Consider the following 22235-nt stretch of genomic DNA (forward strand, 5'->3'; position numbering starts at 1 on the left):
GTCTGAAAGCCGATGGTTTTTACAGGCTTCCTTTGGTGGAGGGAATCGTGCCGGCCGCGCGCTCGTCGAGCTCGGCGGCCATGCGCAGCGCGCGCCCAAATGCTTTGAATACTGTCTCGCACTGGTGGTGGGCATTGGTGCCGCGCAGGTTGTCGATATGCAGCGTGATGCCGGCATGGTTGACGAAGCCGCGGAAGAATTCCAGCGTCAGGTCGACGTCGAACGTGCCGATCATCGCGCGCGTAAATGGAATGTGGTATTCGATGCCCGGGCGGCCCGAGAAATCGATGACGACGCGCGACAGCGCTTCGTCCAGCGGCACATAGGCGTGGCCGTAGCGGCGGATGCCCTTGCGGTCGCCGATCGCCTTCGCCACCGCCATGCCCAGGGTGATGCCCACGTCTTCGACGGTGTGGTGGTTGTCGATATGCGTGTCGCCGACGGCCTTGACGTCCAGGTCGATCAGGCCGTGGCGGGCGATCTGGTCCAGCATGTGGTCCAGGAAGGGCACGCCGGTATCGAGCTTTTGCACGCCGGTACCGTCCAGGTTCAGGGCGACGCGGATCTGCGTCTCGTTGGTGTTGCGGATTACTTCTGCAATGCGGGCTGCGGGCAAATTCATGGGGGAACTCAGGGTTAGGTGGGCGCCAACGGGGCTCGATGAGCGGTCAATACGGTTATCAGCTCAGCGATGCTTTCAACGCTTCCAGGAAAGCGGCGTTCTCGTCCGGCGTGCTGACGGTCACGCGAAGACAGTTCGCCAGCACACTGTGCATTTTACTCAAATTTTTAATCAGAATTTTACGACTTACCAGTTTGGCATGGACGCTGTCGGCATCCGGCACGCGGATCGTGATGAAATTGGCCGCCGACGGGAACACCTGCACGCTTGGCAAGGCCGCCAGCGCCTCGGCCAGCGCGGCACGCTGCTCGCGCAGCAGCCGCGCCTGCTCGTTCAGGATCTCCACGTGGTCGAGCACGAACTCGGCCGCCGCCTGCGTCATCACGTTGACGTTGTAGGGCGGGCGCACCTTCTCGAACTGCTCCAGCAGGGCCGGGTGCGCGCTCATGTAGCCGAGGCGGATGCCCGCCAGGCCCAGCTTGGACAGGGTGCGCATCACGATCAGGTTGTCGAACTCCGGCAGGCGCGGCATGAAGCTCTGCTGGGCGAACGGCTCATAGGCTTCGTCGACCACGACCAGGCCGCGCTCGCCCTGCGCGCGCAGGATCGCCTCGATGTCGGCCGCGTCGAACAGGTTGCCGGTCGGGTTGTTCGGGTAAGCCAGAAAGATCAGCGCCGGGCGGTGCGCCTCGATGGCCGCCAGCATGGCCGGCAGGTCGAGCGCCAGGTCCGTTTTCAGGGGCACGCCCACGAAATCCATGCCGGCCACCTGGGCCGAGCGCTGGAACATCACGAAGGCTGGCACCGGCGCCAGCATGACGGCGCGCCGGTCCTGCCATGCGCAGGTGGCGGCCATGATGGCGATCAGTTCGTCGGAACCGTTGCCCAGCAGGACATCGTAGCCGGCCGGGATGCCCAGCGTGGCGCGGATGCGCTCCTTCAGCGGGCCGTACGAGGCAGCCGGGTAACGGTTCAGCGCCACTTCGGCCAGGCGGTTGCCCAGCTCGCGGCGCAGGTCCTCCGGCAGCTGGTACGGGTTTTCCATCGCATCGAGCTTCACGAAGCCGCTCGCGTCCGGCACGTGGTAGCTCTTGTCGCTGCGCACGTCCGGGCGGATGGTGTTGCTGATCAGGCTGTCGAGGGACATCTTTTTAACACTCCAATGCGTTATTCGGGGCTGTCGATTGCGGCAACAGCCTTTACTAAGGGTTTCCTGGCGGCACGCTTCCTGGGCGGCGCTGCTGGAAAACCGGGGTCAGACCCCTGCGGATCCAGGGCCGTGGGCTGTATCGCCGGAAAACCGGGGTCAGACCCCGGGATCGCGGCGCGGACCTTGGCGCGGCGGCGGGCCTTGGGGTCGGACCCCTGCGGATCCACCGCCGCTGGCTGCATCGCCGGAAAACCGGGGTCAGACCCCAGAACCACGGCGCGGACCTTGGCACGGCGGCGGGCCTTGGGGCCAGACCCCTGCGGATCGGCGGCCGCGGGCTGCGGATCCGCGGCCGCCGGCTCCGGGTCGGCGTCCAGTTGCTCCAGGCGTTCAGCCAGGATCCTGCAATAGTCGGGATTCAGTTCAAAGCCGGTGAAGTGGCGGCCCGTGTTGCGCGCCGCGACGGCGGTGGTGCCGCTGCCCATGAACAGGTCCAGCACCACGCCACCGGGCGGACACGATGCCTTGACCATCCGTTCGATGATCTCGAGCGGCTTTTGCGTGGGGTGATCGACCCGCTCCGCATGTTGCCTGTGCAGCCGCGATACGCTCCACAGGTCTTTCGGGTTGTAGCCCTGCTCCAGCCATTTGGCGCCCACGAAGATGGAACGCGACCTGGCCTTCTTGGTCTCGGCGTCGTACGGGATGCGCACGGCGTCGAGGTCGAAATAGTAATCCTTGCGGCGCACGAAAAAGCCGATGGTGTCGTGCACCGACGTGAAACTGCGCACCGTGCCGCCCATCGAGGGCACCCGGCGGTCCCAGATGATCTCGTTGATCATCGTCATCCGCCGTTTCAGCATCACGAAGATTTCCGGCGCCGAGCGCCACGTCGTGAACACATACAGGCTGCCGTTTTCCTTCAGCTTCGGCAGCGCGGCATCGACCCACTGTTCGGTCCACGCCAGGAATTCGTCCACCGATTTCTGGTCGGACGCATTGCCGTAATCCTTGCCCAGGTTGTACGGCGGGTCGGTCAGGATCAGGTCGATGGAACCGTCGGGGATGCGGTGCAGGCCTTCCAGCGCATCCTCGCAGAACACCCGATCTAGCCAGTCGCTCATGATTTCAACCGCAGCTCCGCGCTGCGCGCATGCGCCTGCAAGCCTTCGCCGTACGCCAGCTCGGCCGCGATTTTACCAAGCGTCTGGGCGCCGGCTTCGCTGACCTGGATGACCGACGAGCGTTTCTGGAAGTCGTACACGCCCAAGGGCGACGAGAAGCGCGCCGTGCGCGACGTGGGCAGCACGTGATTCGGGCCGCAGCAGTAGTCGCCCAGCGATTCGGACGAGAAACGGCCCAGGAACATCGCGCCGGCGTGGCGGATCTTGTCGGCCCACTGCTGCGGCTCCTCGGCGGAGATCTCCAGGTGTTCGGCGGCGATGGCGTTGGCGATTTCGCACGCTTCTTCCATGTCGCGCACCTTGACCAGCGCGCCGCGGTCCGTCAGCGAAGTGCGGATGGTTTCCTGGCGCGGCATCGTCGGCAGCAGCTTCTGGATGGATGCTTCCACTTTCGCGATGTACTCCGCGTCGGGGCACAGCAGGATCGCCTGCGCCAGCTCGTCGTGCTCGGCCTGCGAGAACAGGTCCATCGCCACCCAGTCCGGGTCCGTGGTGCCGTCGCACACGACGAGGATCTCGGAAGGGCCGGCGATCATGTCGATGCCGACGGCGCCGAACACGCGGCGCTTGGCGGCGGCCACGTAGGCATTGCCGGGGCCGACGATTTTGTCGACCGGCTGGATCGTCTCGGTGCCGTAGGCCAGCGCGGCCACGGCTTGCGCGCCGCCGATGCCGATCACGCGGTCCACGCCGGCGATCGCCGCGGCGGCCAGCACCATCTGGTTCTTCACGCCATCCGGTGTCGGCACCACCATCACGATCTCGCCCACGCCGGCCACCTTGGCCGGAATGGCGTTCATCAGCACGGAGGATGGGTATGCCGCCTTGCCACCCGGTACATAGATGCCCACGCGGTCCAGCGGCGTGATGCGCTGGCCGAGGATCGTGCCATCGGCCTCGGTGTACGTGAAGCCTTGCAGTTCCTGCTTCTGGCGCTCGTGGAACACACGGATGCGCTCGGCTGCCGTCTGCAGGGCGGCACGCTGCGCATCGGGCAGCGCGGCCAGCGCGGCGTCCAGCTCCTGCTGGCCGATCTCGAAGGCGCCAATGCCGGCCGCGCCGCCATGCGGGATGCGGTCGAACTTGTTGGTGTACTCGACCACCGCTTCGTCGCCGCGGGCACGCACCTGGGCGATGATCTCGGTGACGGCTTTTTCGATGGCGAAGTCGGTTTCCGCTTCGAACGCGAGCAGCGCGTCGAGCGTTTCCTGGAAATCGATGGCGGTGGAGTCGAGCTTGCGGATCTGGATCATGATGGCTGGCCTTACTTTCCTTGCTATGCTTTTTGCGAGGCCTTTTCGAACGCCTCGAGAATCGGTTGCAGGCGGGCGCGCTTCAGTTTCAGCGCGGCCTGGTTGACGACCAGGCGGGACGAGATATCCATGATCTCTTCGACTTCCACCAGGTTGTTGGCGCGCAGCGTGCTGCCGGTGCTGACCAGGTCGACGATCGCGTCGGACAGGCCGACCAGCGGCGCCAGCTCCATCGAGCCGTACAGCTTGATCAGGTCCACGTGCACGCCCTTGCTGGCAAAGTGCTGGCGCGCCATCTCGGTGAACTTGGTGGCCACGCGCAGGCGCGCGCCCTGGCGCACCGCGGTCTCGTAATCGAAGCCGGCCTTCACTGCCACCGACATGCGGCAGCGCGCGATGTTCAGGTCGATCGGCTGGTACAGGCCCTCGCCGCCGTGCTCGAACAGCACGTCCTTGCCGGCCACGCCGAAGTCGGCCGCGCCATGCTGCACATAAGTGGGCACATCGCTGGCGCGCACGATCAGCACGCGCACGCCGGGGTCGTTGGTCGGCAGGATCAGCTTGCGCGAGGTTTCCGGATTTTCCGTGACGGTGATGCCGGCCGCGGCCAGGAGGGGCAGCGTATCCTCGAAGATGCGGCCCTTGGACAGCGCGAGGATCAGTTGCGAGCGGTCGGTGGCCTGGGTTGGGAGCGTACTCATGATAGTTGATGCGCGCTTATTTGACGCGGGTGATATTGGCGCCGACGGCGGAAAGCTTCACTTCCATGCGGTCGTAGCCACGGTCCAGATGGTAGATGCGATCGACCAGCGTTTCGCCCTTGGCGGCCAGGCCGGCAATCACCAGCGAGGCCGAGGCACGCAGGTCGGTGGCCATCACGGGCGCGCCGATCAGCTGCTGCACGCCGTCGATCCACGCGGTATTGCCGTCGATGCGGATCTGCGCGCCCAGGCGGTTCATCTCCTGCACGTGCATGAAGCGGTTCTCGAAAATCGTCTCCGTCACGCTGGAATGCCCGCTGGCGATCGTGTTGACGGCCATGAACTGCGCCTGCATGTCGGTCGGGAAGCCCGGGTACTCGGTGGTGCGGAACGACACGGGCGCCGGGCGGCCATCCATCTGCGCGCGGATCCAGTCGTCGCCCACGGTCAGGCGCACGCCCATCTCGCGCAGCTTTTCCAGCGCCGCGTCGAGGATGTCGGTGCGCGTGTTGCGGATCGTGATGTCGCCGCCGGCGGCCGCCACGGCGCACAGGAAGGTGGCCGCTTCGATGCGGTCCGAGATCACGGCGTGCGAGGCGCCGTTCAGCGCCGGCACTCCCTGGATCACCAGACGGCTCGTGCCGATACCGTCGATCTTCGCGCCCATGGAAACCAGGAGGTTGGCCAGGTCGGTCACTTCCGGCTCGCAGGCGGCGTTTTCCAGTACCGTTTCGCCTTCGGCCAGCGTGGCGGCCATCAGCAGGTTTTCCGTGCCCGTCACCGTGATCATGTCGGTGGTGATGCTGGTGCCCTTCAGTTTCTTCGCCTTGGCGTAGATGTAGCCGGCATCGATCGAGATCTCGGCGCCCAGCGCCTGCAAGCCCTTGATGTGCTGGTCGACTGGGCGCGAACCGATCGCGCAGCCGCCCGGCAAGGACACCTTGGCCTGGCCGAAGCGGGCCACCAGGGGACCCAGCACGAGGATCGAGGCGCGCATCGTCTTCACCAGGTCGTACGGCGCTTCGAGCTTGTTGATGGCCGCGCCGTTCAGCGTGACCTTGTCGCCATCCTGCTCGATTGCCAGGCCGGTCTGGCGCAGGAGCTTCAGCATCGTCGCCACGTCGTGCAGGTTCGGCACGTTCGACAGGCGCAGGTCGCCGGCCGTCAGCAGGCCCGCGCACAGGATGGGCAGCGCGGCATTCTTGGCGCCCGAGATCTGGATGTCGCCGACCAGGCGCTTGCCACCGGTGATGAGCAGTTTATCCATCGATGTTCCTTATTTCGCCGCGAATTCTTCAGGGGTCAGCGTCTTCATCGACAGCGCGTGGATTTCCTCGCGCATGCGGTCGCCCAGCGCCGCGTAGACGATCTGGTGGCGCTGGATCGGGCGCTTGCCGGCGAATGCCTGCGAAACGATGACGGCGGTGAAGTGCTGGCCGTCGCCCTCCACTTCCAGGTGGGAGCATTCGAGGCCGGCGGCGATGTAGCCGTGGATTGCTTCGGGAGTCGTGGTCATGATCGGTACCTCTTTAGTGTCGGCTTAGTGTCGGAGCCTGTAGCCGCTCTTGAGCAGGCGGATGGCCAGCAGGGCAAGCACCACCAGGAAGGCGGAGACGATGCCCAGGCTGGTCCAGGGATTGATGTCGGACTGGCCGAAGAAGCCGTAGCGGAAGCCGTCGATCATGTAGAAGAACGGGTTCAGGTGCGACACGGTCAGCCAGAACGGCGGCAACGAGTGGATCGAATAGAACACGCCGGACAGGAAGGTGAGCGGCATGATCAGGAAGTTCTGGAAGGCGGCCAGCTGGTCGAATTTCTCGGCCCAGATGCCGGCGATGAGGCCCATCGTACCCAGGATCGCGGCGCCCAGCAGGGCGAACACGGCGATCCACAGCGGCCACGCGAACGACATGTGCGCGAACCACGCGGTGGCGATGAATACGCCCAGGCCCACGACCAGGCCGCGCACCATGGCGGCGATCGTGTAGGCGGAGAAGATTTCCCAGTGCGACAGGGGTGTCAGCAGCACGAACACGAGGTTGCCGGTGATCTTCGACTGGATCAGCGACGACGACGAGTTGGCGAAGGCGTTCTGCAGCACGCTCATCATCACCAGGCCGGGAATCAGGAACGCGGTGTACGACACGCCTTCGTACACCTGCACGCGGCCTTCCAGCACGTGGCCGAAGATCAGCAGGTACAGCATGGCCGTGAGGATCGGCGCGGCGATCGTTTGCGTGGCCACCTTGTAGAAGCGCAGCGTTTCCTTGTACACCAGGGTGCGGAAGCCCGTCGAGATCATTGCGGCGCACCTCCGCCGGTGATTTCGATGAAGATATCTTCCAGGTCGGCCTGCTGCAGCTGCATCTCGTCGATGACGGCGCCGCTCTCGCGCAGGCGGGCCAGGATGGTTTCCACTTCCATGTATTCGTTCACCTTCAGGGTGTACTTGCGCCCGGAATTTGGCAACTGAGCAACGGTTTCGGCGTGCAATACCAGGTGGCGCAGGTCCTGCGGCAGGTCGCCCTGCTTCAGGTGCAGGTTCAGCTGCGAGCCGGAGATGCGACGGATCAGCGAGGACATCGTGTCCAGCGCCACGACCTTGCCGAGCTTCATCATGGCGACGCGCTTGCACATGGCCTGCGCTTCTTCCAGGTAATGGGTGGTCAGCACGATGGTGTGGCCCTCGCGGTTCAGGCGCGAGATGAACTTCCACAGCGTCTGGCGCAGTTCCACGTCCACGCCGGCGGTCGGTTCGTCGAGCACGATGACGGGCGGCTTGTGCACCAGCGCCTGCGCCACCAGCACGCGGCGCTTCATGCCGCCGGACAGCGCGCGCATATTCGTGTCGGCCTTGTTCGTCAGGTCGAGGTTTTCCATCACCTCGTCGATCCACTTGTCGTTGTTCGGCAAGCCGAAGTAGCCCGATTGCAGCCGCAGCGTCTCGCGCACCGTGAAGAACGGGTCGAACACCAGTTCCTGCGGCACCACGCCCAGCTTCTTGCGGGCCTCGCGGAAGTCGGACACGACATCATGGCCGTGGATCGCCACACTCCCCGCATCGGCGCGGATCAGGCCGGCGATGATGGAAATGAGCGTGGTCTTGCCCGCGCCGTTGGGCCCGAGCAGCCCGAAAAACTCGCCTTCCTCGATCGAGAGCGACACGCCTCCCAGCGCCTGCAGCGATTGGTAGCGCTTTTGGACATTGCTGATGTGGATTGCTGTCATGCTTGGCTTGTTTGTTTTCTGTGCAACGGTGGCCGCTGCGCTGGCGATCCGGAACGCATGCCGGATGCGCGTGGTACCCCGCCTGGATCCGCTCCTGCGGGAGCTCGCGCCAATTTGGCAAGAGCAACGGTCAATTATATTGGAATTTCGACCCGATCATGCCCGGGCCGGCGGAAATACAGCGGAGGGGGGAGGCGGGGGTCAATGGTGATGCAGTTCGGCATCGGCGCCCTGGGGGGCGACGAGCGAGCAGACACCATACAGCTTCGTCAGGCTTTGCAGCATCGGCGGCAGGTTCACGAGGCGCAGCGTGACGCCGGCCGAGTGGGCGGCGCGCTGCCATGCCAGCATGACGGACACGGCGGCCGAATCCACCGCCACCACATTGCGCATGTCGAATTCGGTCTGCCCCGCGCGCAGCGCGGCCAGGCCGTGTTCCAGCGCCGCCGTGGCGTTATCGACGGTCAGGGCGGTCAGGGACAGCATGTTGTTTGCGGAATTGGACATGATGGGAGTCGAAAAGCGGGCCGGATGGATTCCCGGCCCCGTGGAGATTACTTCTTGGCCGTTGCCAGCGGCTTGCTGGCCAGCTGCTTGTTCTTCGCGGCCAGCGTCTTGATCAGGCCATCGATGCCGCCCTTGCTGATCTCGGTGTTGAAGGTACCCTTGTAGGTTTCCACCAGCCAGGCGCCCAGCACGTTGATGTCGTAGATCTTCCAGCCGGCCGGGGTCTTGGCCACGCGGTAGTTCAGCAGGATCGGCTCGCGCGAGGTGTTCACCTGCGAGCGCACTTCGACTTCGGTGTCCGTGGCGTCGGCACGCAGCGGCTTGAACTCGATCGTTTCGTTACGCACCTGCGACAGGGCGCCCGAGTACGTGTAGATCAGCAGCGTGCGGAATTCGGCCGACAGCGCGCGCTTCTGCTCCGGCGTGGCCTCGCGCCAGTAACGGCCGGCGGCCAGCGCGGTCATGCGCTCGAAGTCCACGTAGGGCAGGATCTTCGTTTCCACCAGGTCCATCACCTTGCGGGTGTTGCCGGCCTGGATATCCTTGTCGGTCTTGGCGATTGTCAGCACGTCGGTGCTGATGCGCTTGACCAGCTGGTCCGGCGCTTCGTTCGCGTTTTGCGCCGCGGCGAAGCCGGTGGCGGCGAACGCGATCGTGGCGGTGGCGAGCAGTTGCTTGAGCAGTTTCATGTGGTTTTGCCTATCTGGTTATACCGATGTTCGTTACAGGGTACGGCTGGCGGCGTTGCGCAGCCGGTCGGGGCATTATACCCACGGCCGGCCAGGCCCGCGCCGCGCTGGCCGCGGCCCTGTCAGGTCGCCGGCTGCGTGGCGCCTTCGCCGGTGGGCTTCACGGCCGGCTGCTCCGGCACGTTTTCCTCTTCCTTCGTTTCCGGTACCTCGCCGTCATACACCTGGCTCTGGCGGCGCTGCAGGAAACCGTCGCGAATGAATTCGTAACGGTCCAACGCGGCATCTTCCAGCAGGGTTGACGCGTCGAGCAGCGCGGCGCGCTGGTCGATCACGCGCACGCCGGCGCCGATATTGCGCACATTGACGGGGTCCTTGTAGCTCCACGCGTCGCCCGCGAAGTCGAGCGGCAGGCCGACGGTGTCGCGCAAGGTGGACGGGCCCAGCAGCGGCAGCATCACGTAGGGGCCCGATTGCACGCCCCAGCGGCCCAGCGTCTGGCCGAAATCTTCCTTGTGCTTGGAGAGCCCCGCTTCGGAAGCGATGTCGAACAGGCCGAGCATGCCGAACGTGGAGTTCAGGGCGAAACGGCCGAAGTCGGACACGGCATCGCCCGGCTTGCCTTGCAGCAGGTTGTTACCGCCGGTCCAGAGGTCCTGCAGGTTGCCGAAGAAATTGTTCACGCCCGTCTGCACGAAGTCGGGGGTGACGTTCTTGTAGCCGGTGGCCACCGGCTTGAGCGCATACGTATCGACGGTATCGTTGAACTTGAAGACCGCGCGGTTCCAGTTTTCCATGGGATCGCGCTTGTCCGGGCCCACGGCGCAACCGGAGAGGGTCACTGCGGCTGCCACGGCCAGCAAAACGGAGGGGTTACGGCGCATCGATTTCAGTCCTTTCCTTCAGCGGCCTTGCTGTAGATGAATTGGTTGATCAGGTCTTCCAGCACCGCGGCGGACTGCGTGCGGGCGATCCTGTCGCCCTGCGCCAGGTTCTGCTCTTCGCCGCCGGCTTCGATACCGATGTATTGCTCGCCCAGCAAGCCCGACGTCAGGATCTTGGCCGAGCTATCCTTGGGGAACTTGTAGGTCGCGTCCATCTCCAGCGTCACGGCCGCCTTGTACGACTTGTCGTCGAAGGCGATGCGCGCCACGCGCCCCACCACCACGCCCGACGCCTTCACGGCGGCCTGCGGGCGCAGGCTGCCGATATTGTCGAACTTGGCGGTGATTTCATACGTCTTCGCGAGCGAGAACGTGCTGTTGTTGCCGGCCTTCAGGGCCAGGAACATCAGCGCCGCCACGCCGATCACGACGAACAGGCCGACCCACACATCCAGAGATTTGCGTTGCATTTTTACTTATCCTATCTGTTTTTCTTAAACTACGCTGAGCGTTGCCGCAAGGAATCACTTGCTGAACATCAGCGCCGTCAGCATGAAGTCGAGCCACCAGATCATCAGCGACGACACGACCACCGTGCGGGTGGTGGCGCCGGCCACGTCTTCCGGCGTCGGCCGCGTCTCGTAACCCTGGTACAGGGCGATGAACGTGATGGCCACGCCGAACACGACGCTCTTCACGAAACCGTTGAACACGTCCTTCCACAGGTCCACGCCGGCCTGCATCTGCGACCAGAACGCGCCGGCATCGACGCCGATCAGGCCCACGCCGACCAGGTAGCCACCCAGGATGCCGACGGCGGAAAAGATCGACGCCAGCAGGGGCACGGCGATCACGCCGGCCCAGAACCGCGGTGCCAGCACACGCTGGATCGGGTTCACGGCCATCATCTCCATGGCCGACAACTGTTCACCGGCCTTCATCAGGCCGATCTCGGCTGTCAATGACGTGCCGGCGCGGCCCGCGAACAGCAGGCCGGTGATGACGGGGCCCAGTTCACGGGTCAAGCCCAGCGCCACCAGCAAGCCCAGCGATTCAGACGCGCCGTATTTGTTCAGCGTGTAATAGCCCTGCAGGCCGAGCACCATGCCGACGAAGAGGCCGGACAGCGTGATGATCAGCAGCGAGTAATTGCCGATGAAGTGCAGTTGTTCGACGACGAGGTGCGGCCGGCGCATCATGCCCGGCGACAGGCCCAGCATCGTGAAGAACGTGCGCGTGGCGTAGCCGACACTCTCGACATAGTCGCGCACCGTGTTGCCGACACCGGCGAGGACGCGGCGGGCGATCATCGGCGCGCTCCCAGGCCCAGGTCCTCGGCCAGCGACTTGCCCGGGTAGTGGAAGGGCACGGGGCCGTCCGCCTCGGCATGGACGAATTGTTTTACGTAAGGATCGGTCGATACCATCATTTCAGCAGGCGTGCCGTGGGCGACAATCTTGCCCTGCGACAGGAAATACACGTAGTCCGCGATCTGGAACGATTCCTTCACGTCGTGCGACACGAGGATGCTGGTGGAACCGAGCGCATCGTTCAGGTTGCGGATCAGGTTCGCCGTCACGCCCATCGAAATCGGGTCGAGGCCGGCGAAGGGCTCGTCGTACATGATCAGTTGCGGGTCCAGGGCGATCGAACGGGCCAGCGCCACGCGCCGTGCCATGCCGCCGGAAATCTCGCCCGGCTTCAGGGGCGCCGCGTTGCGCAGGCCGACGGCGTTCAGCTTCATCAGCACCAGGTCGCGGATCAACTCTTCGGGCAAGTCCGTGTGCTCGCGCAGCGGGAATGCCACGTTTTCGAACACGGTCAGGTCGGTGAACAGCGCGCCGTGCTGGAACAGCATGCCCATCTTGCGGCGCAACAAATACAGTTCGCGGGTCTTCAGCTTGTGGACGATCTGGCCGTCGACAATGGCCTGGCCCTTGTTTGGCCGCAGCTGGCCGCCGATCAGGCGCAATACCGTGGTCTTGCCGCTGCCGGAACCACCCATGACCGCCACCACCTTTCCTTTCGGAAAGTCCATGTTAAGCCCCGCCAGGATGGGGCGCTTCCCATACGAGAAGTGCAAGTCACGGATTTCAACGAGGTTTGCCACGGCAGACTGTCTTTATTTTTAATGCGATATTGTAATGCAGAAAGCTCATAGTCTGCTGACGCTGCCTTGAGCCCGGCTTATATTGCAAAGGATAAGTTTGAAATAATACAACACTAATAACCGCTGAGTCAGTAACTTACAATCGGCAAAGCGTGTTAAATTGTTGCACTGCAAGATTGGCAAAAATTGGGGACTGCGCCGCCGTCATGGATGTGCACCGATGCTGAAGAAACGCGTGCTTTGACCCGAACGGCGAAAATGCTCGACTCGGCCCCCTCGTGCCATCGCGGGCGCTCGAGGAGCACTGCCCTCGTCTGCATCGCGGTGCCGGCGTGCTGACACGGGTCGTTCAGCTGCAGTCGGGCTTGTCCGAGGCGCGCGCGGCAGCCCCATCCTTGGAGTCGGCGGCGAAAAAAAACGCCGGCATCGCGCCGGCGTTTCCGCCCGGCTTGCCGGATTATTTCTTCTTCGCGGTTTTTTTCGCCGTGGCCGGTGCCGGAGCTGGCGCCAATGCCGCCGCAGCCGGTGGCGTGATGCCGCCCTGGACGCCCAGCGCACCGCCGGTCCCCAGGCCGCCCGCCACTTCCTGCGCCTTGTAGTTGCGCACCGCCTGCACCAGCTGGTTATACGAATCCATGAAGGCGGCGATCAGGATCTTGCCCTCCGGCGTATTCGAATAGCCGCCGGCGGTACCGAACGCGCCGCCACCGAACAGCCCGCCGAACATATTGAAGTCGAAGTTCTTGGCGCTGCCCTCGGCTGCCGCCAGCTGCACGCCGGAGCGGTTGTCGACCATCAGCAGCGTCGTCGACGCTTCGTTGGCCTTGATGCCCCCGGCCACCATGCCGGCGACGCTGCCGATCAGGCCAAAGCCGCCCAGCGCGCCGCCCACGCCTTGCGTGCCCTTCTGGCTGAAGTTGATGGTCGGGCTCATCGTATAGTCGGCCGCCACCATCTGGCCCTTGCCGAACTGGCTGCCGGCGCGCATTTCGCCGGAGGCGGCCAGGTCGCGCTCGGCCATCAGATTGTTCATCGCCGCGCCGCGCTCGACGACGACGAAGCAGTTCGACTGCTGGATCAGCTTGCGCAGCACCGGCACGGTCGAGCCGAGCTTGTATTGCGACAGCTGGATGTACCACGACGAAGCCTGGTCTTCGACGACGCTCAGCGTGCCCAGCGGACGCTCGCATTTTTCCAGCGCCGCATTGGCGTTATTCGCGTTGGCGCCGCCGGCCGAGCCGGTAGCCACCGTGGGGGCACCGCCCAGTTGCGGGGCCGTGCCGGCGCAGCCCGCCAGGGTCAACAGTACGCCCAATGCCAGCGCTTGGCCGGCGATCTTCGAGGTTTTCGGGGAATGGACAGTGGTTTTCATGGAAAGTAGGTGCCGGCGCTGGGTTGTGAAAACAAAGCTACTATCTTAATACGCATGCAACTATTAAATTCTCACCAATTGTCGCAATTACAATTTTTCTACACTATAGGAATTGCGGTTACAAAGTGCTGTACTGCGCTTTGGGGCAACAGGTCACCTTCAAAGTCGTGACGCGGATTTACAACAGGGACAGTCCCCGCTGTGGAATAACAACAGGGACAATCCCTGGTGCGGCCTTACAACAGGGGACTGTCCCCAGTGTGGATTTACAACAGGGGACTGTCCCGGTGTGCAGTTACAACAAAAAGAAAGCCCGCCGCGGCGGGGCCGGACGGGCTTTCCAGGGGTAAGGCAGGATCAGCGCGGCAGGACGGAGTGGCCCATCAGGTACTCGTCCACCGCGCGGGCGCACTGGCGGCCTTCGCGGATCGCCCATACGACCAGCGACTGGCCGCGACGAATGTCGCCAGCGGCGAAGATGCCCGGCTTGCTCGTCTTGTAGCTGTTCTCGCCTTCGGTCGCGGCGCGGGCGTTGCCGCGGCCATCCTTCTCGACGCCGAAGGCATCCAGCACCTGTTGTACTGGCGACACAAAGCCCATCGCCAGCAGCACCAGGTCGGCCTTCACTTCGAACTCGGTGTTCGGCACCTCGACCATCTTGCCGTCTTTCCACTCGACGCGGCAGGCGATCAGCTTCTCGACCTTGCCGTTCTTGCCTTCCAGGCGCTTGGTCGCAACGGCCCAGTCACGCTCGCAGCCTTCCTCGTGCGACGAGGAGGTGCGCAGCTTCGTCGGCCAGTACGGCCACACCAGCGGCTTGTTTTCCTGTTCCGGCGGCATCGGCATCAGTTCGAACTGCGTGATGGCCGCGGCGCCGTGGCGGTTGGACGTGCCCACGCAGTCGGAACCCGTGTCGCCGCCGCCGATCACGACCACGTGCTTGCTGGTGGCCTTGATCTGGTCCTTCACCTTGTCGCCGGCGTTCACCTTGTTCTGCTGCGGCAGGAAGTCCATCGCAAAATGAACGCCCTTCAGTTCGCGGCCCGGCACCGGCAGGTCGCGCGGCTGTTCCGCGCCGCCGGCGATCACCACGGCGTCGAATTCCTTCTCCAGGTCTTCGGGGAAGATGGTTTCCTTGGCCCAGTTGTTCACGTTGGCCGGGAAATCCTTGCCGACCAGCGTGTTCATGCGGAACTTCACGCCTTCCGCTTCCATCTGTTCGATGCGGCGGTCGATGTGGAACTTTTCCAGCTTGAAGTCGGGGATGCCGTAGCGCAGCAGGCCGCCGGCGCGGTCCGATTTCTCGAACACCGTCACGTCGTGGCCGGCGCGCGCCAGCTGCTGTGCAGCCGCCAGGCCGGCGGGGCCGGAACCGATGATCGCCACTTTCTTGCCCGTCTTGTGGTCGGCCGGCTGCGGCTTGACCCAGCCGTGTTCCCAGCCTTCGTCGATGATCTTGTGCTCGATCGACTTGATGCCCACCGGGTCGTCGTTGATGCCCAGCGTGCAGGCGCTTTCGCACGGCGCCGGGCAGATGCGGCCGGTGAACTCGGGGAAGTTGTTCGTCTGGTGCAGCACGTCCAGCGCCTGGCGGTAGTGCTGGCGGTACACCAGGTCGTTCCAGTCCGGAATGATGTTGTTGACCGGGCAGCCCGTGTTGCAGAACGGGATGCCGCAATCCATGCAGCGGGCGCCCTGCACCTTGGCCTGCTCGTCCGTCAGCTTGAGGACGAACTCTTTATAGTTCTTCAGGCGCGCTTCCGGGGCCAGGTAGCTTTCGTCCTGGCGCTGGAATTCCATGAAACCGGTGATTTTTCCCATTTTCTCTTATTCCTAACTAATTACGCGGCGATGGCCTGGGTTTCCGCTTCGATCGCGGCGTTGTCCGCCAGCTCGACCAGTGCGCGCTTGTACTCGTTCGGGAAGACCTTGACGAACTTGCCACGGCTTTCCGCCCAGTTGTCCAGCAACAGGCGGGCGCGGGTGCTGCCCGTGTGCTTGAAGTGGCGTTCGATCAGGCGCTTCAGGATCGCTTCGTCCGACTCCGGCGTGCCGTTGCGGTGCTGCGCGTGCCAGGTGGCCTTGTCCGCGTGCTCCGAGGCCGGCAGCACTTCCTCCAGGCTCACCATCGACAGGTTGCACTTCTTCTCGAATTCGCCGTCCGGGTCGTACACGTAGGCGATACCGCCCGACATGCCCGCCGCGAAGTTTCGGCCAGTCGCGCCCAGCACGACCACGGTGCCGCCGGTCATGTATTCGCAACCGTGGTCGCCCGTGCCTTCCACGACCGCCGTGGCGCCCGAGTTACGCACCGCGAAACGCTCGCCGGCCACGCCGTTGAAGAACGCTTCGCCGGCGATCGCGCCGTACAGCACCGTGTTACCCACGATGATGTTGTTGACGGCCCAGCCGCGGAACTCGGTATTCGGGCGCACGATGATGCGGCCGCCCGACAAACCTTTACCCACGTAGTCGTTGCCTTCACCCACCAGGTCGATCGTGATGCCGTGCGCCAGGAATGCGCAGGCGGACTGGCCGGCGGTACCTTGCAGCTGGATGTGGATCGTGTCGTCCGGCAGGCCGGCATGGCCGTAGCGTGCCGCCACTTCACCGGACAACATCGCGCCCACGGTACGGTTCAGGTTCTTCACCGGCGAGATGAACGACACGCGTTCGCCCTTCTCCAGCGCGGCCTTGGCTTGCGCGATCAGCTTGTGATCCAGCGCTTTTTCCAGGCCGTGTTCCTGCTCTTCGTTGTGGTACATGCACAGGCCGGTGTCGACCTTCGGCTGGAAGAAGATGGCCGAGAAGTCCAGGCCCTGCGCCTTCCAGTGCGTGATCGCCTTCGACTTGTCCAGCAGGTCCGAACGGCCGATCAGCTCGTCATAAGTACGAATACCCAGCTGCGCCATCAGTTGACGCGCTTCTTCGGCGACGAAGAAGAAGTAGTTCACCACGTGTTCCGGCTTGCCCTGGAACTTGGCGCGCAGCACCGGGTCCTGCGTGGCCACGCCCACCGGGCAGGTGTTCAGGTGGCACTTGCGCATCATGATGCAGCCTTCGACCACCAGCGGTGCGGTCGCGAAGCCGATTTCGTCGGCGCCCAGCATGGCGGCGATGACGACGTCGCGGCCGGTACGCATCTGGCCGTCGGCCTGCACGCGGATCCGGTTGCGCAGGCCGTTCAGCACCAGCGTCTGCTGCGTCTCGGCCAGGCCCAGCTCCCAAGGCGTGCCGGCATGCTTCACCGACGACAGCGGGGAGGCACCGGTACCGCCGTCATGGCCGGCCACCACCACGTGATCCGCTTTTGCCTTGGAAACGCCGGCGGCCACGGTGCCGATACCCACTTCCGACACCAGCTTCACCGAGATCGACGCGCGCGGGTTCACGTTCTTCAGGTCGTGGATCAGCTGCGCCAGGTCTTCGATCGAGTAGATGTCGTGGTGCGGCGGCGGCGAGATCAGGCCCACGCCCGGCACGGCAAAGCGCAGCGTGGCGATATAGCCCGACACCTTGTGGCCCGGCAGCTGGCCGCCCTCGCCCGGCTTGGCGCCCTGCGCCATCTTGATCTGGATCTGGTCCGCGGAGTTCAGGTACTCCGCCGTCACGCCGAAGCGGCCGGAAGCGACCTGCTTGATCTTCGAGCGCAGCGAGTCGCCTTCCTGCAGCGGGATGTCGACGACAACCTGTTCCTTGCCGATGACGTCCGCCATCGTGGCGCCCTGCTTGATCGGAATGCCTTTCAGCTCGGCCTTGAAGCGGTTCGGATCTTCGCCGCCCTCGCCCGTGTTCGACTTGCCGCCGATGCGGTTCATGGCGATCGCCAGCGTGGCGTGCGCTTCGGTCGAGATCGAGCCCATCGACATCGCGCCGGTCGCGAAACGCTTCACGATTTCCTTGGCCGGTTCCACTTCGTCCAGCGGGATCGCTTTGCTCGGATCGATCTTGAACTCGAACAGGCCGCGCAAGGTCAGGTGGCGGCGGCTCTGGTCGTTGATGATCTGCGCGTACTCTTTATAGGTGCTGAAGTTGTTGGCGCGGGTCGAGTGCTGCAGCTTGGCGATCGCGTCCGGCGTCCACAGGTGGTCTTCGCCGCGCACGCGGTAGGCGTACTCGCCGCCGGCATCCAGCGACTCGGCCAGCACCGGGTCGTTGCCGAAAGCGAGGTTGTGCAGGCGCAGGCCTTCCTCGGCGATCTCGAACAGGCCGATGCCTTCGATGTTCGAAGCGGTGCCCTTGAAGTACTTCTGCACGACGGATTTGTTCAGGCCCACCGCTTCGAAGATCTGCGCGCCGCAGTAGGACATGTAGGTGGAGATGCCCATCTTCGACATCACCTTCATCAGGCCCTTGCCGACGGCCTTCGTGTAGTTGTAGAGCGCCTGTTCCGGCGTCAGGTTGCCCGGCATGGCGTGGGCCATCTCGGCCAGCGTTTCCATCGCCAGGTACGGGTGCACGGCTTCGGCGCCGTAGCCCGCCAGCAGCGCGAAGTGGTGCGTTTCGCGGGCCGAACCCGTTTCGACCACCAGGCCGGTGGAGGCGCGCAGGCCCTTGCTCACCAGATGCTGGTGGATCGCGGAGGTGGCCAAGAGGGCCGGGATCGCCACGCGGTCCGCGCACACGGCGCGGTCGGAGACGATCAGGATGTTGTGGCCGGACTTGATCGCATCGACAGCTTCGGCGCACAGCGATGCCAGCGAGGCTTCCACGCCTTCCTTGCCCCATGCCAGCGGGTAGCAGATCGACAGTTCATACGACTTGAACTTGCCGCCCGTGTGCTGACTGATGTGGCGCAGGCGCGCCATGTCGTCGAACGACAGCACCGGCTGCGACACTTCGAGTCGCATCGGCGGGTTCACGTTGTTCGTGTCCAGCAGGTTCGGTTTCGGGCCGATGAACGACACCAGCGACATCACCATCGCTTCGCGGATCGGGTCGATCGGCGGGTTCGTCACTTGGGCGAACAGCTGCTTGAAGTAGTTATACAGCGGCTTCAGTTTGTTGGACATGACGGCCAGCGGCGAGTCATTGCCCATCGAGCCTACGGCTTCTTCGCCGGCGGTGGCCATCGGCGCCAGCAGGAAGCGCAGGTCTTCCTGGGTATAGCCGAACGCCTGCTGGCGGTCCAGCAGCGATGCCGGCAGCTTTTCACCTTGCGCGGTGTACTTGGCGACGTTGTGCGACAGCTGGCTTTCGGCCAGTTTCAGGCTATTGAGTTTGATCCGGACAGCGTTGATCCAGGCCTTGTACGGCTTGGCGTTGGCGTACGTGTCCTTCAGTTCCTTGTCGTCGATGATGCGGCCCGCTTCCAGGTCGATCAGGAACATCTTGCCCGGCTGCAGGCGCCATTTCTGGATGATCTTCGACTCGGGGATCGGCAGCACGCCCGATTCGGAGGCCATCACGACCAGGTCGTCGTCCGTGACGATGTAGCGGGCGGGGCGCAAGCCATTGCGGTCCAGCGTGCCGCCGATATAGCGGCCGTCGGTGAAGGCCATGGCGGCCGGGCCGTCCCACGGTTCCATCATCGCGGCGTGGTATTCGTAGAACGCCTTGCGGTTCTCGTCCATCAGCGTGTGGTTTTCCCACGCTTCCGGGATCATCATCATCATCGCCTGCGCCAGCGGATAGCCTGCCATCAGCAGCAGTTCCAGCGCGTTGTCGAAGCAGGCCGTGTCGGACTGGCCTTCATAGATCAGCGGGAAGAGCTTTTGCAGGTCTTCGCCCAGCACGGCGGATTTCATCACGCCTTCGCGGGCGCGCATCCAGTTAAAGTTGCCCTTCACCGTGTTGATCTCGCCGTTGTGGGCGATCAGGCGGTACGGGTGGGCCAGCGGCCATTCCGGGAACGTGTTGGTGGAGAAGCGCTGGTGCACCAGGGCCAGCGCGGAAATGCAGCGCGGGTCCTGCAGGTCTCGGTAGTACACGCCCACCTGGTCGGCCAGCAGCAGACCCTTGTAGACGACGGTACGGGCCGACATCGACGGCACGAAGAATTCGTGGCCGTGCTGCAGTTTCAGCGCCTGGATGGCGTGGCCGGACGACTTGCGGATGACGTACAGCTTACGCTCCAGGGCGTCGGTCACCATGATGTCCGGGCCGCGGCCGATGAAGATCTGGCGAATCACCGGCTCTTTCGCGCGCACCAGCGGCGACATCGGCATTTCCGTGTCGACCGGCACGTTGCGCCAGCCCAGCACGACCTGGCCTTCGATGCGCACGGCGCGCTCGATTTCCTGTTCGCAGGCGATGCGCGACGCGTTTTCCTTCGGCAGGAAGACCATGCCCACACCGTACTCACCCGGCGGCGGCAGTTCCACGCCCTGCTTGGCCATCTCGTCCCGGTAGAACTGGTCGGGGATCTGGATCAGGATGCCGGCACCGTCACCCATCAGTTTGTCGGCACCAACGGCGCCCCGGTGATCGAGGTTCTTCAGGATCAGCAGACCCTGCTCGACGATGGAATGGCTCTTCTGGCCTTTGATATGGGCGACGAAACCGACACCGCAGGCGTCGTGTTCGTTGGCTGGGTCGTACAAACCTTGCGCGTTCATGGCACTTTCTCCGAAGCATAAGAGCCGTGAACACCTACCGTGGCGGGTACGCATGGCTCCGGTTTTGCAAATTGAGAATTGAGGTTAGTGCATCGCACAAGAAAACTCAACAAATTTAAATGGGGTCGGAGTCGAATTAATTCGGCCGTTTTCCCGTAAAAATTTAAATAGGGACAGAGTAAACTACACGAACAAAGATTGCTCACGCCGGGAAATCCACGTAGCCAAGCAGCAAAAGTTACCCCCAACCCGGGTCGCGCCCCGGTTCTTGGGAACATTGCCTCGGAGAAGGGGACTGTCCCCGAATTTTTACAACAGCCTTGAAAATCAATCAGTTGGGGCACGAGGCAATGGCTGAGCTGGTTGTATTACGACAGAGTTGCGTGAAACCGGGGTCAGACCCCGGTCTGGGGAATATGGCGGTGGTGTACTCAGATAGACTGCGGCTGCTTGAAGGGGCGGCCGCGCTTGGCGGGGAGGACTTGGCGCTTGGCTTTCTGTTCCAGGTCTTTCTTGTATTTGTCGGTGCCCAGCGGCCAGCCCTTCAGCACGGCCGCTTCGACCGTGGCGATCTCGGCGGCGGAAAGGTATTGGGCGGACAGTTCGATGTAGGCCGCTTCGCGCTGGAATGGCGTATTGCCGAGCGACCAATAAGCCGGGTGGTCGGTGACGGCCGGGTCGTTGCGGATGCCCGCGTGATGGGCATAGCTGGACCAAGGATACGTTTCGGCGGCCGCGGCCGGCGCCGCGCGCACGGGGACGTATTCGATGTAGCGGCAGCAGGTCAGCAGGAAATGGTCGGCGTCGACGACCGACGTCTTGTAGCGCCCGTGCCACAGCGTGCCGGCGCGGCCGTATTTCTGGTTGTAGTAAGGCACATAGCAGCGGCCCAGCCATTGCATCATCTGCCCCAGCCCATCCTCGTCGGCGGGTGTAGCGAGCAGGTGGAACTGGTCCGGCAACAGCGCGTATGCATGGATCGCCACCTTGTACGTGCGGGCCGCCGCGCGCAGCCAGCCGAGGAAGATCGTGTAATCGTCCGTATCCTGGAACACCGGCTGGCCGTTCAGGCCGCGCTGGATGATATAGTGGGGCTGCGAGGGAACGATGAAGCGGGGCAGGCGGGCCATGGCGATGCGAATCGAACGAAAGCCGCATGATACCGCGGCCGCGAGCACCCTGTCCCCGATTATTATGGAAAATTAAAATTTCCCTGTGACTCTGTCCCTGATCAGGACAAATTGAAGCTGGTGGACAGGCTGTACCCCTCGCCGTACGCGCTGCGCAGCGGCAAGTCCTGCCCCAGGCCCGTTCTGGCCTTCTTGCGCAGCCGGTAAACCAGCATGTCGACGCGGCGGCCGGCATCCGGATCGTCGCCGCCAATGCCGGCGACGATTACCTGCCGCGGCACGGGGCGCGTATTGATCGTCAGCAGGTGCAGGAAGTTGCACTCCTTTTCCGTCAGCGTGATCGCCTGCCCTTGCAGCTCCAGCTGGCGGGCGGCCAGGCGCAGCGTCCACTTGCTCGGCGCGGGAGCGGCTTCCTGCGGGCCCACGCGGCGGTCCAGCGCCTCGATATGGGCAGCCAGCTCCGGGAACTTGATCGGCTTGGTCAGGTAATGGTCCGCGCCCAGGCGCAGCCCGAGGATGCGGCTGTCGAAATTCACGCGTCCCGTCAGCACCAGCAAGCCGATCTGTGGGTACAATTGACGCATCCTCGGTATCACATTGATACCATCCTCGTCGGGAAGGCCGAGGTCCAGTACGACGACGCCAACATTACCCTGGCTTAGCGCGGACCACATTTCGCCGGCGTTATTGGTAATGCTGACGACGTGTCCCATTTCCCCAAGGTAATCCGCCATTTCTTCGGCGTATTCCAGGTTGTCTTCCACGATCAGTATTTGCGTCATCGATGGCCATTTTTTATGTTGTTTCGTTACTCAAAGAATTATCACGGGAGTAACGAAGAGGTGCAA

Annotated in this window: 19 protein-coding genes and 1 pseudogene; all 20 read right to left on the minus strand. The window is 63.8% G+C overall.

What is annotated here, in order from left to right; all coding sequences use genetic code 11:
* Positions 1-19 precede the first annotated feature (19 nt).
* Positions 20-622, minus strand: coding sequence for an imidazoleglycerol-phosphate dehydratase HisB (gene hisB, locus V6Z91_RS06950; RefSeq protein WP_338768413.1), 603 nt, complete (start codon positions 620-622; stop codon positions 20-22).
* Between the two features lie 58 nt (positions 623-680).
* Complete coding sequence (hisC, locus tag V6Z91_RS06955) at positions 681-1769, minus strand: histidinol-phosphate transaminase (protein WP_338768416.1); 1089 nt, start codon at positions 1767-1769, stop codon at positions 681-683.
* A 386-nt stretch (positions 1770-2155) separates the two neighbouring features.
* A pseudogene (locus tag V6Z91_RS06960) lies at positions 2156-2896 on the minus strand (site-specific DNA-methyltransferase); the annotation flags it as partial.
* Positions 2893-4212, minus strand: coding sequence for a histidinol dehydrogenase (gene hisD, locus V6Z91_RS06965; protein ID WP_338771758.1), 1320 nt, complete (start codon positions 4210-4212; stop codon positions 2893-2895). The gene hisD and the pseudogene V6Z91_RS06960, both read right to left, overlap by 4 nt.
* Before the next feature lie 20 nt (positions 4213-4232).
* Entirely contained in the window at positions 4233-4910 is a 678-nt protein-coding gene (hisG, locus tag V6Z91_RS06970; protein WP_338768419.1) for an ATP phosphoribosyltransferase, read from the minus strand.
* Between the two features lie 16 nt (positions 4911-4926).
* The gene (murA, locus tag V6Z91_RS06975; RefSeq protein WP_338768421.1) at positions 4927-6177 is read right to left on the minus strand and encodes a UDP-N-acetylglucosamine 1-carboxyvinyltransferase; all 1251 of its coding nucleotides are present in this window, start codon (positions 6175-6177) and stop codon (positions 4927-4929) included.
* A 9-nt stretch (positions 6178-6186) separates the two neighbouring features.
* Positions 6187-6426, minus strand: a complete 240-nt coding sequence (locus V6Z91_RS06980; protein WP_338768423.1) for a BolA/IbaG family iron-sulfur metabolism protein — start codon at positions 6424-6426, stop codon at positions 6187-6189.
* 24 nt (positions 6427-6450) lie between these two features.
* The gene (locus tag V6Z91_RS06985; RefSeq protein ID WP_338768425.1) at positions 6451-7212 is read right to left on the minus strand and encodes an ABC transporter permease; all 762 of its coding nucleotides are present in this window, start codon (positions 7210-7212) and stop codon (positions 6451-6453) included.
* Positions 7209-8138, minus strand: a complete 930-nt coding sequence (locus V6Z91_RS06990) for an ABC transporter ATP-binding protein (protein WP_338768428.1) — start codon at positions 8136-8138, stop codon at positions 7209-7211. Before V6Z91_RS06990 ends, V6Z91_RS06985 begins: the two co-directional genes overlap by 4 nt.
* 201 nt (positions 8139-8339) lie before the next feature.
* Positions 8340-8645, minus strand: coding sequence for an STAS domain-containing protein (locus V6Z91_RS06995; protein WP_338768431.1), 306 nt, complete (start codon positions 8643-8645; stop codon positions 8340-8342).
* A gap of 47 nt (positions 8646-8692) precedes the next feature.
* Positions 8693-9334 carry an ABC transporter substrate-binding protein gene (locus V6Z91_RS07000; RefSeq protein ID WP_338768433.1) on the minus strand — a complete coding sequence of 214 codons (642 nt, stop codon included), beginning with the start codon at positions 9332-9334 and terminating at the stop codon, positions 8693-8695.
* Positions 9335-9456: 122 nt separating this feature from the next.
* Positions 9457-10218 (minus strand): VacJ family lipoprotein, encoded by a 762-nt coding sequence (locus V6Z91_RS07005; RefSeq protein ID WP_338768435.1) that lies wholly within the window; start codon positions 10216-10218, stop codon positions 9457-9459.
* 5 nt (positions 10219-10223) lie between these two features.
* Positions 10224-10688, minus strand: coding sequence for an outer membrane lipid asymmetry maintenance protein MlaD (gene mlaD, locus V6Z91_RS07010; RefSeq protein ID WP_338768437.1), 465 nt, complete (start codon positions 10686-10688; stop codon positions 10224-10226).
* A gap of 54 nt (positions 10689-10742) precedes the next feature.
* Entirely contained in the window at positions 10743-11528 is a 786-nt protein-coding gene (gene mlaE, locus V6Z91_RS07015) for a lipid asymmetry maintenance ABC transporter permease subunit MlaE (protein ID WP_338768439.1), read from the minus strand.
* A complete protein-coding gene (locus V6Z91_RS07020) occupies positions 11525-12328 on the minus strand; it encodes an ABC transporter ATP-binding protein (protein ID WP_338768442.1) in 804 nt (267 codons plus the stop codon). Before V6Z91_RS07020 ends, mlaE begins: the two co-directional genes overlap by 4 nt.
* Positions 12329-12785: 457 nt before the next feature.
* A complete protein-coding gene (locus V6Z91_RS07025; RefSeq protein ID WP_338768444.1) occupies positions 12786-13700 on the minus strand; it encodes a CsgG/HfaB family protein in 915 nt (304 codons plus the stop codon).
* A gap of 357 nt (positions 13701-14057) precedes the next feature.
* A complete protein-coding gene (locus tag V6Z91_RS07030) occupies positions 14058-15521 on the minus strand; it encodes a glutamate synthase subunit beta (protein WP_338768446.1) in 1464 nt (487 codons plus the stop codon).
* A 20-nt stretch (positions 15522-15541) separates the two neighbouring features.
* Entirely contained in the window at positions 15542-20257 is a 4716-nt protein-coding gene (locus V6Z91_RS07035) for a glutamate synthase-related protein (RefSeq protein ID WP_338768449.1), read from the minus strand.
* Positions 20258-20688: 431 nt separating this feature from the next.
* Positions 20689-21387: a transposase gene (locus V6Z91_RS07040; RefSeq protein WP_338768451.1), complete on the minus strand. Its 699-nt coding sequence runs from the start codon at positions 21385-21387 to the stop codon at positions 20689-20691.
* A 101-nt stretch (positions 21388-21488) separates the two neighbouring features.
* Entirely contained in the window at positions 21489-22169 is a 681-nt protein-coding gene (locus V6Z91_RS07045) for a response regulator transcription factor (RefSeq protein ID WP_338768453.1), read from the minus strand.
* Positions 22170-22235: the final 66 nt, after the last annotated feature.

The organism is Massilia sp. METH4, assembly GCF_037094685.1.
GTDB lineage: Bacteria > Pseudomonadota > Gammaproteobacteria > Burkholderiales > Burkholderiaceae_D > Rugamonas.

Coding starts and splice junctions, on each gene's coding strand:
- hisB (WP_338768413.1), bottom strand. CDS start 622: ATGAATTTGCCCGCAGCCCGCATTGCAGAAGTAATCCGCAACACCAAC.
- hisC (WP_338768416.1), bottom strand. CDS start 1,769: ATGTCCCTCGACAGCCTGATCAGCAACACCATCCGCCCGGACGTGCGC.
- hisG (WP_338768419.1), bottom strand. CDS start 4,910: ATGAGTACGCTCCCAACCCAGGCCACCGACCGCTCGCAACTGATCCTC.
- murA (WP_338768421.1), bottom strand. CDS start 6,177: ATGGATAAACTGCTCATCACCGGTGGCAAGCGCCTGGTCGGCGACATC.
- V6Z91_RS06980 (WP_338768423.1), bottom strand. CDS start 6,426: ATGACCACGACTCCCGAAGCAATCCACGGCTACATCGCCGCCGGCCTC.
- V6Z91_RS06985 (WP_338768425.1), bottom strand. CDS start 7,212: ATGATCTCGACGGGCTTCCGCACCCTGGTGTACAAGGAAACGCTGCGC.
- V6Z91_RS06990 (WP_338768428.1), bottom strand. CDS start 8,138: ATGACAGCAATCCACATCAGCAATGTCCAAAAGCGCTACCAATCGCTG.
- V6Z91_RS06995 (WP_338768431.1), bottom strand. CDS start 8,645: ATGTCCAATTCCGCAAACAACATGCTGTCCCTGACCGCCCTGACCGTC.
- V6Z91_RS07000 (WP_338768433.1), bottom strand. CDS start 9,334: ATGAAACTGCTCAAGCAACTGCTCGCCACCGCCACGATCGCGTTCGCC.
- V6Z91_RS07005 (WP_338768435.1), bottom strand. CDS start 10,218: ATGCGCCGTAACCCCTCCGTTTTGCTGGCCGTGGCAGCCGCAGTGACC.
- mlaD (WP_338768437.1), bottom strand. CDS start 10,688: ATGCAACGCAAATCTCTGGATGTGTGGGTCGGCCTGTTCGTCGTGATC.
- mlaE (WP_338768439.1), bottom strand. CDS start 11,528: ATGATCGCCCGCCGCGTCCTCGCCGGTGTCGGCAACACGGTGCGCGAC.
- V6Z91_RS07025 (WP_338768444.1), bottom strand. CDS start 13,700: ATGAAAACCACTGTCCATTCCCCGAAAACCTCGAAGATCGCCGGCCAA.
- V6Z91_RS07030 (WP_338768446.1), bottom strand. CDS start 15,521: ATGGGAAAAATCACCGGTTTCATGGAATTCCAGCGCCAGGACGAAAGC.
- V6Z91_RS07035 (WP_338768449.1), bottom strand. CDS start 20,257: ATGAACGCGCAAGGTTTGTACGACCCAGCCAACGAACACGACGCCTGC.
- V6Z91_RS07040 (WP_338768451.1), bottom strand. CDS start 21,387: ATGGCCCGCCTGCCCCGCTTCATCGTTCCCTCGCAGCCCCACTATATC.
- V6Z91_RS07045 (WP_338768453.1), bottom strand. CDS start 22,169: ATGACGCAAATACTGATCGTGGAAGACAACCTGGAATACGCCGAAGAA.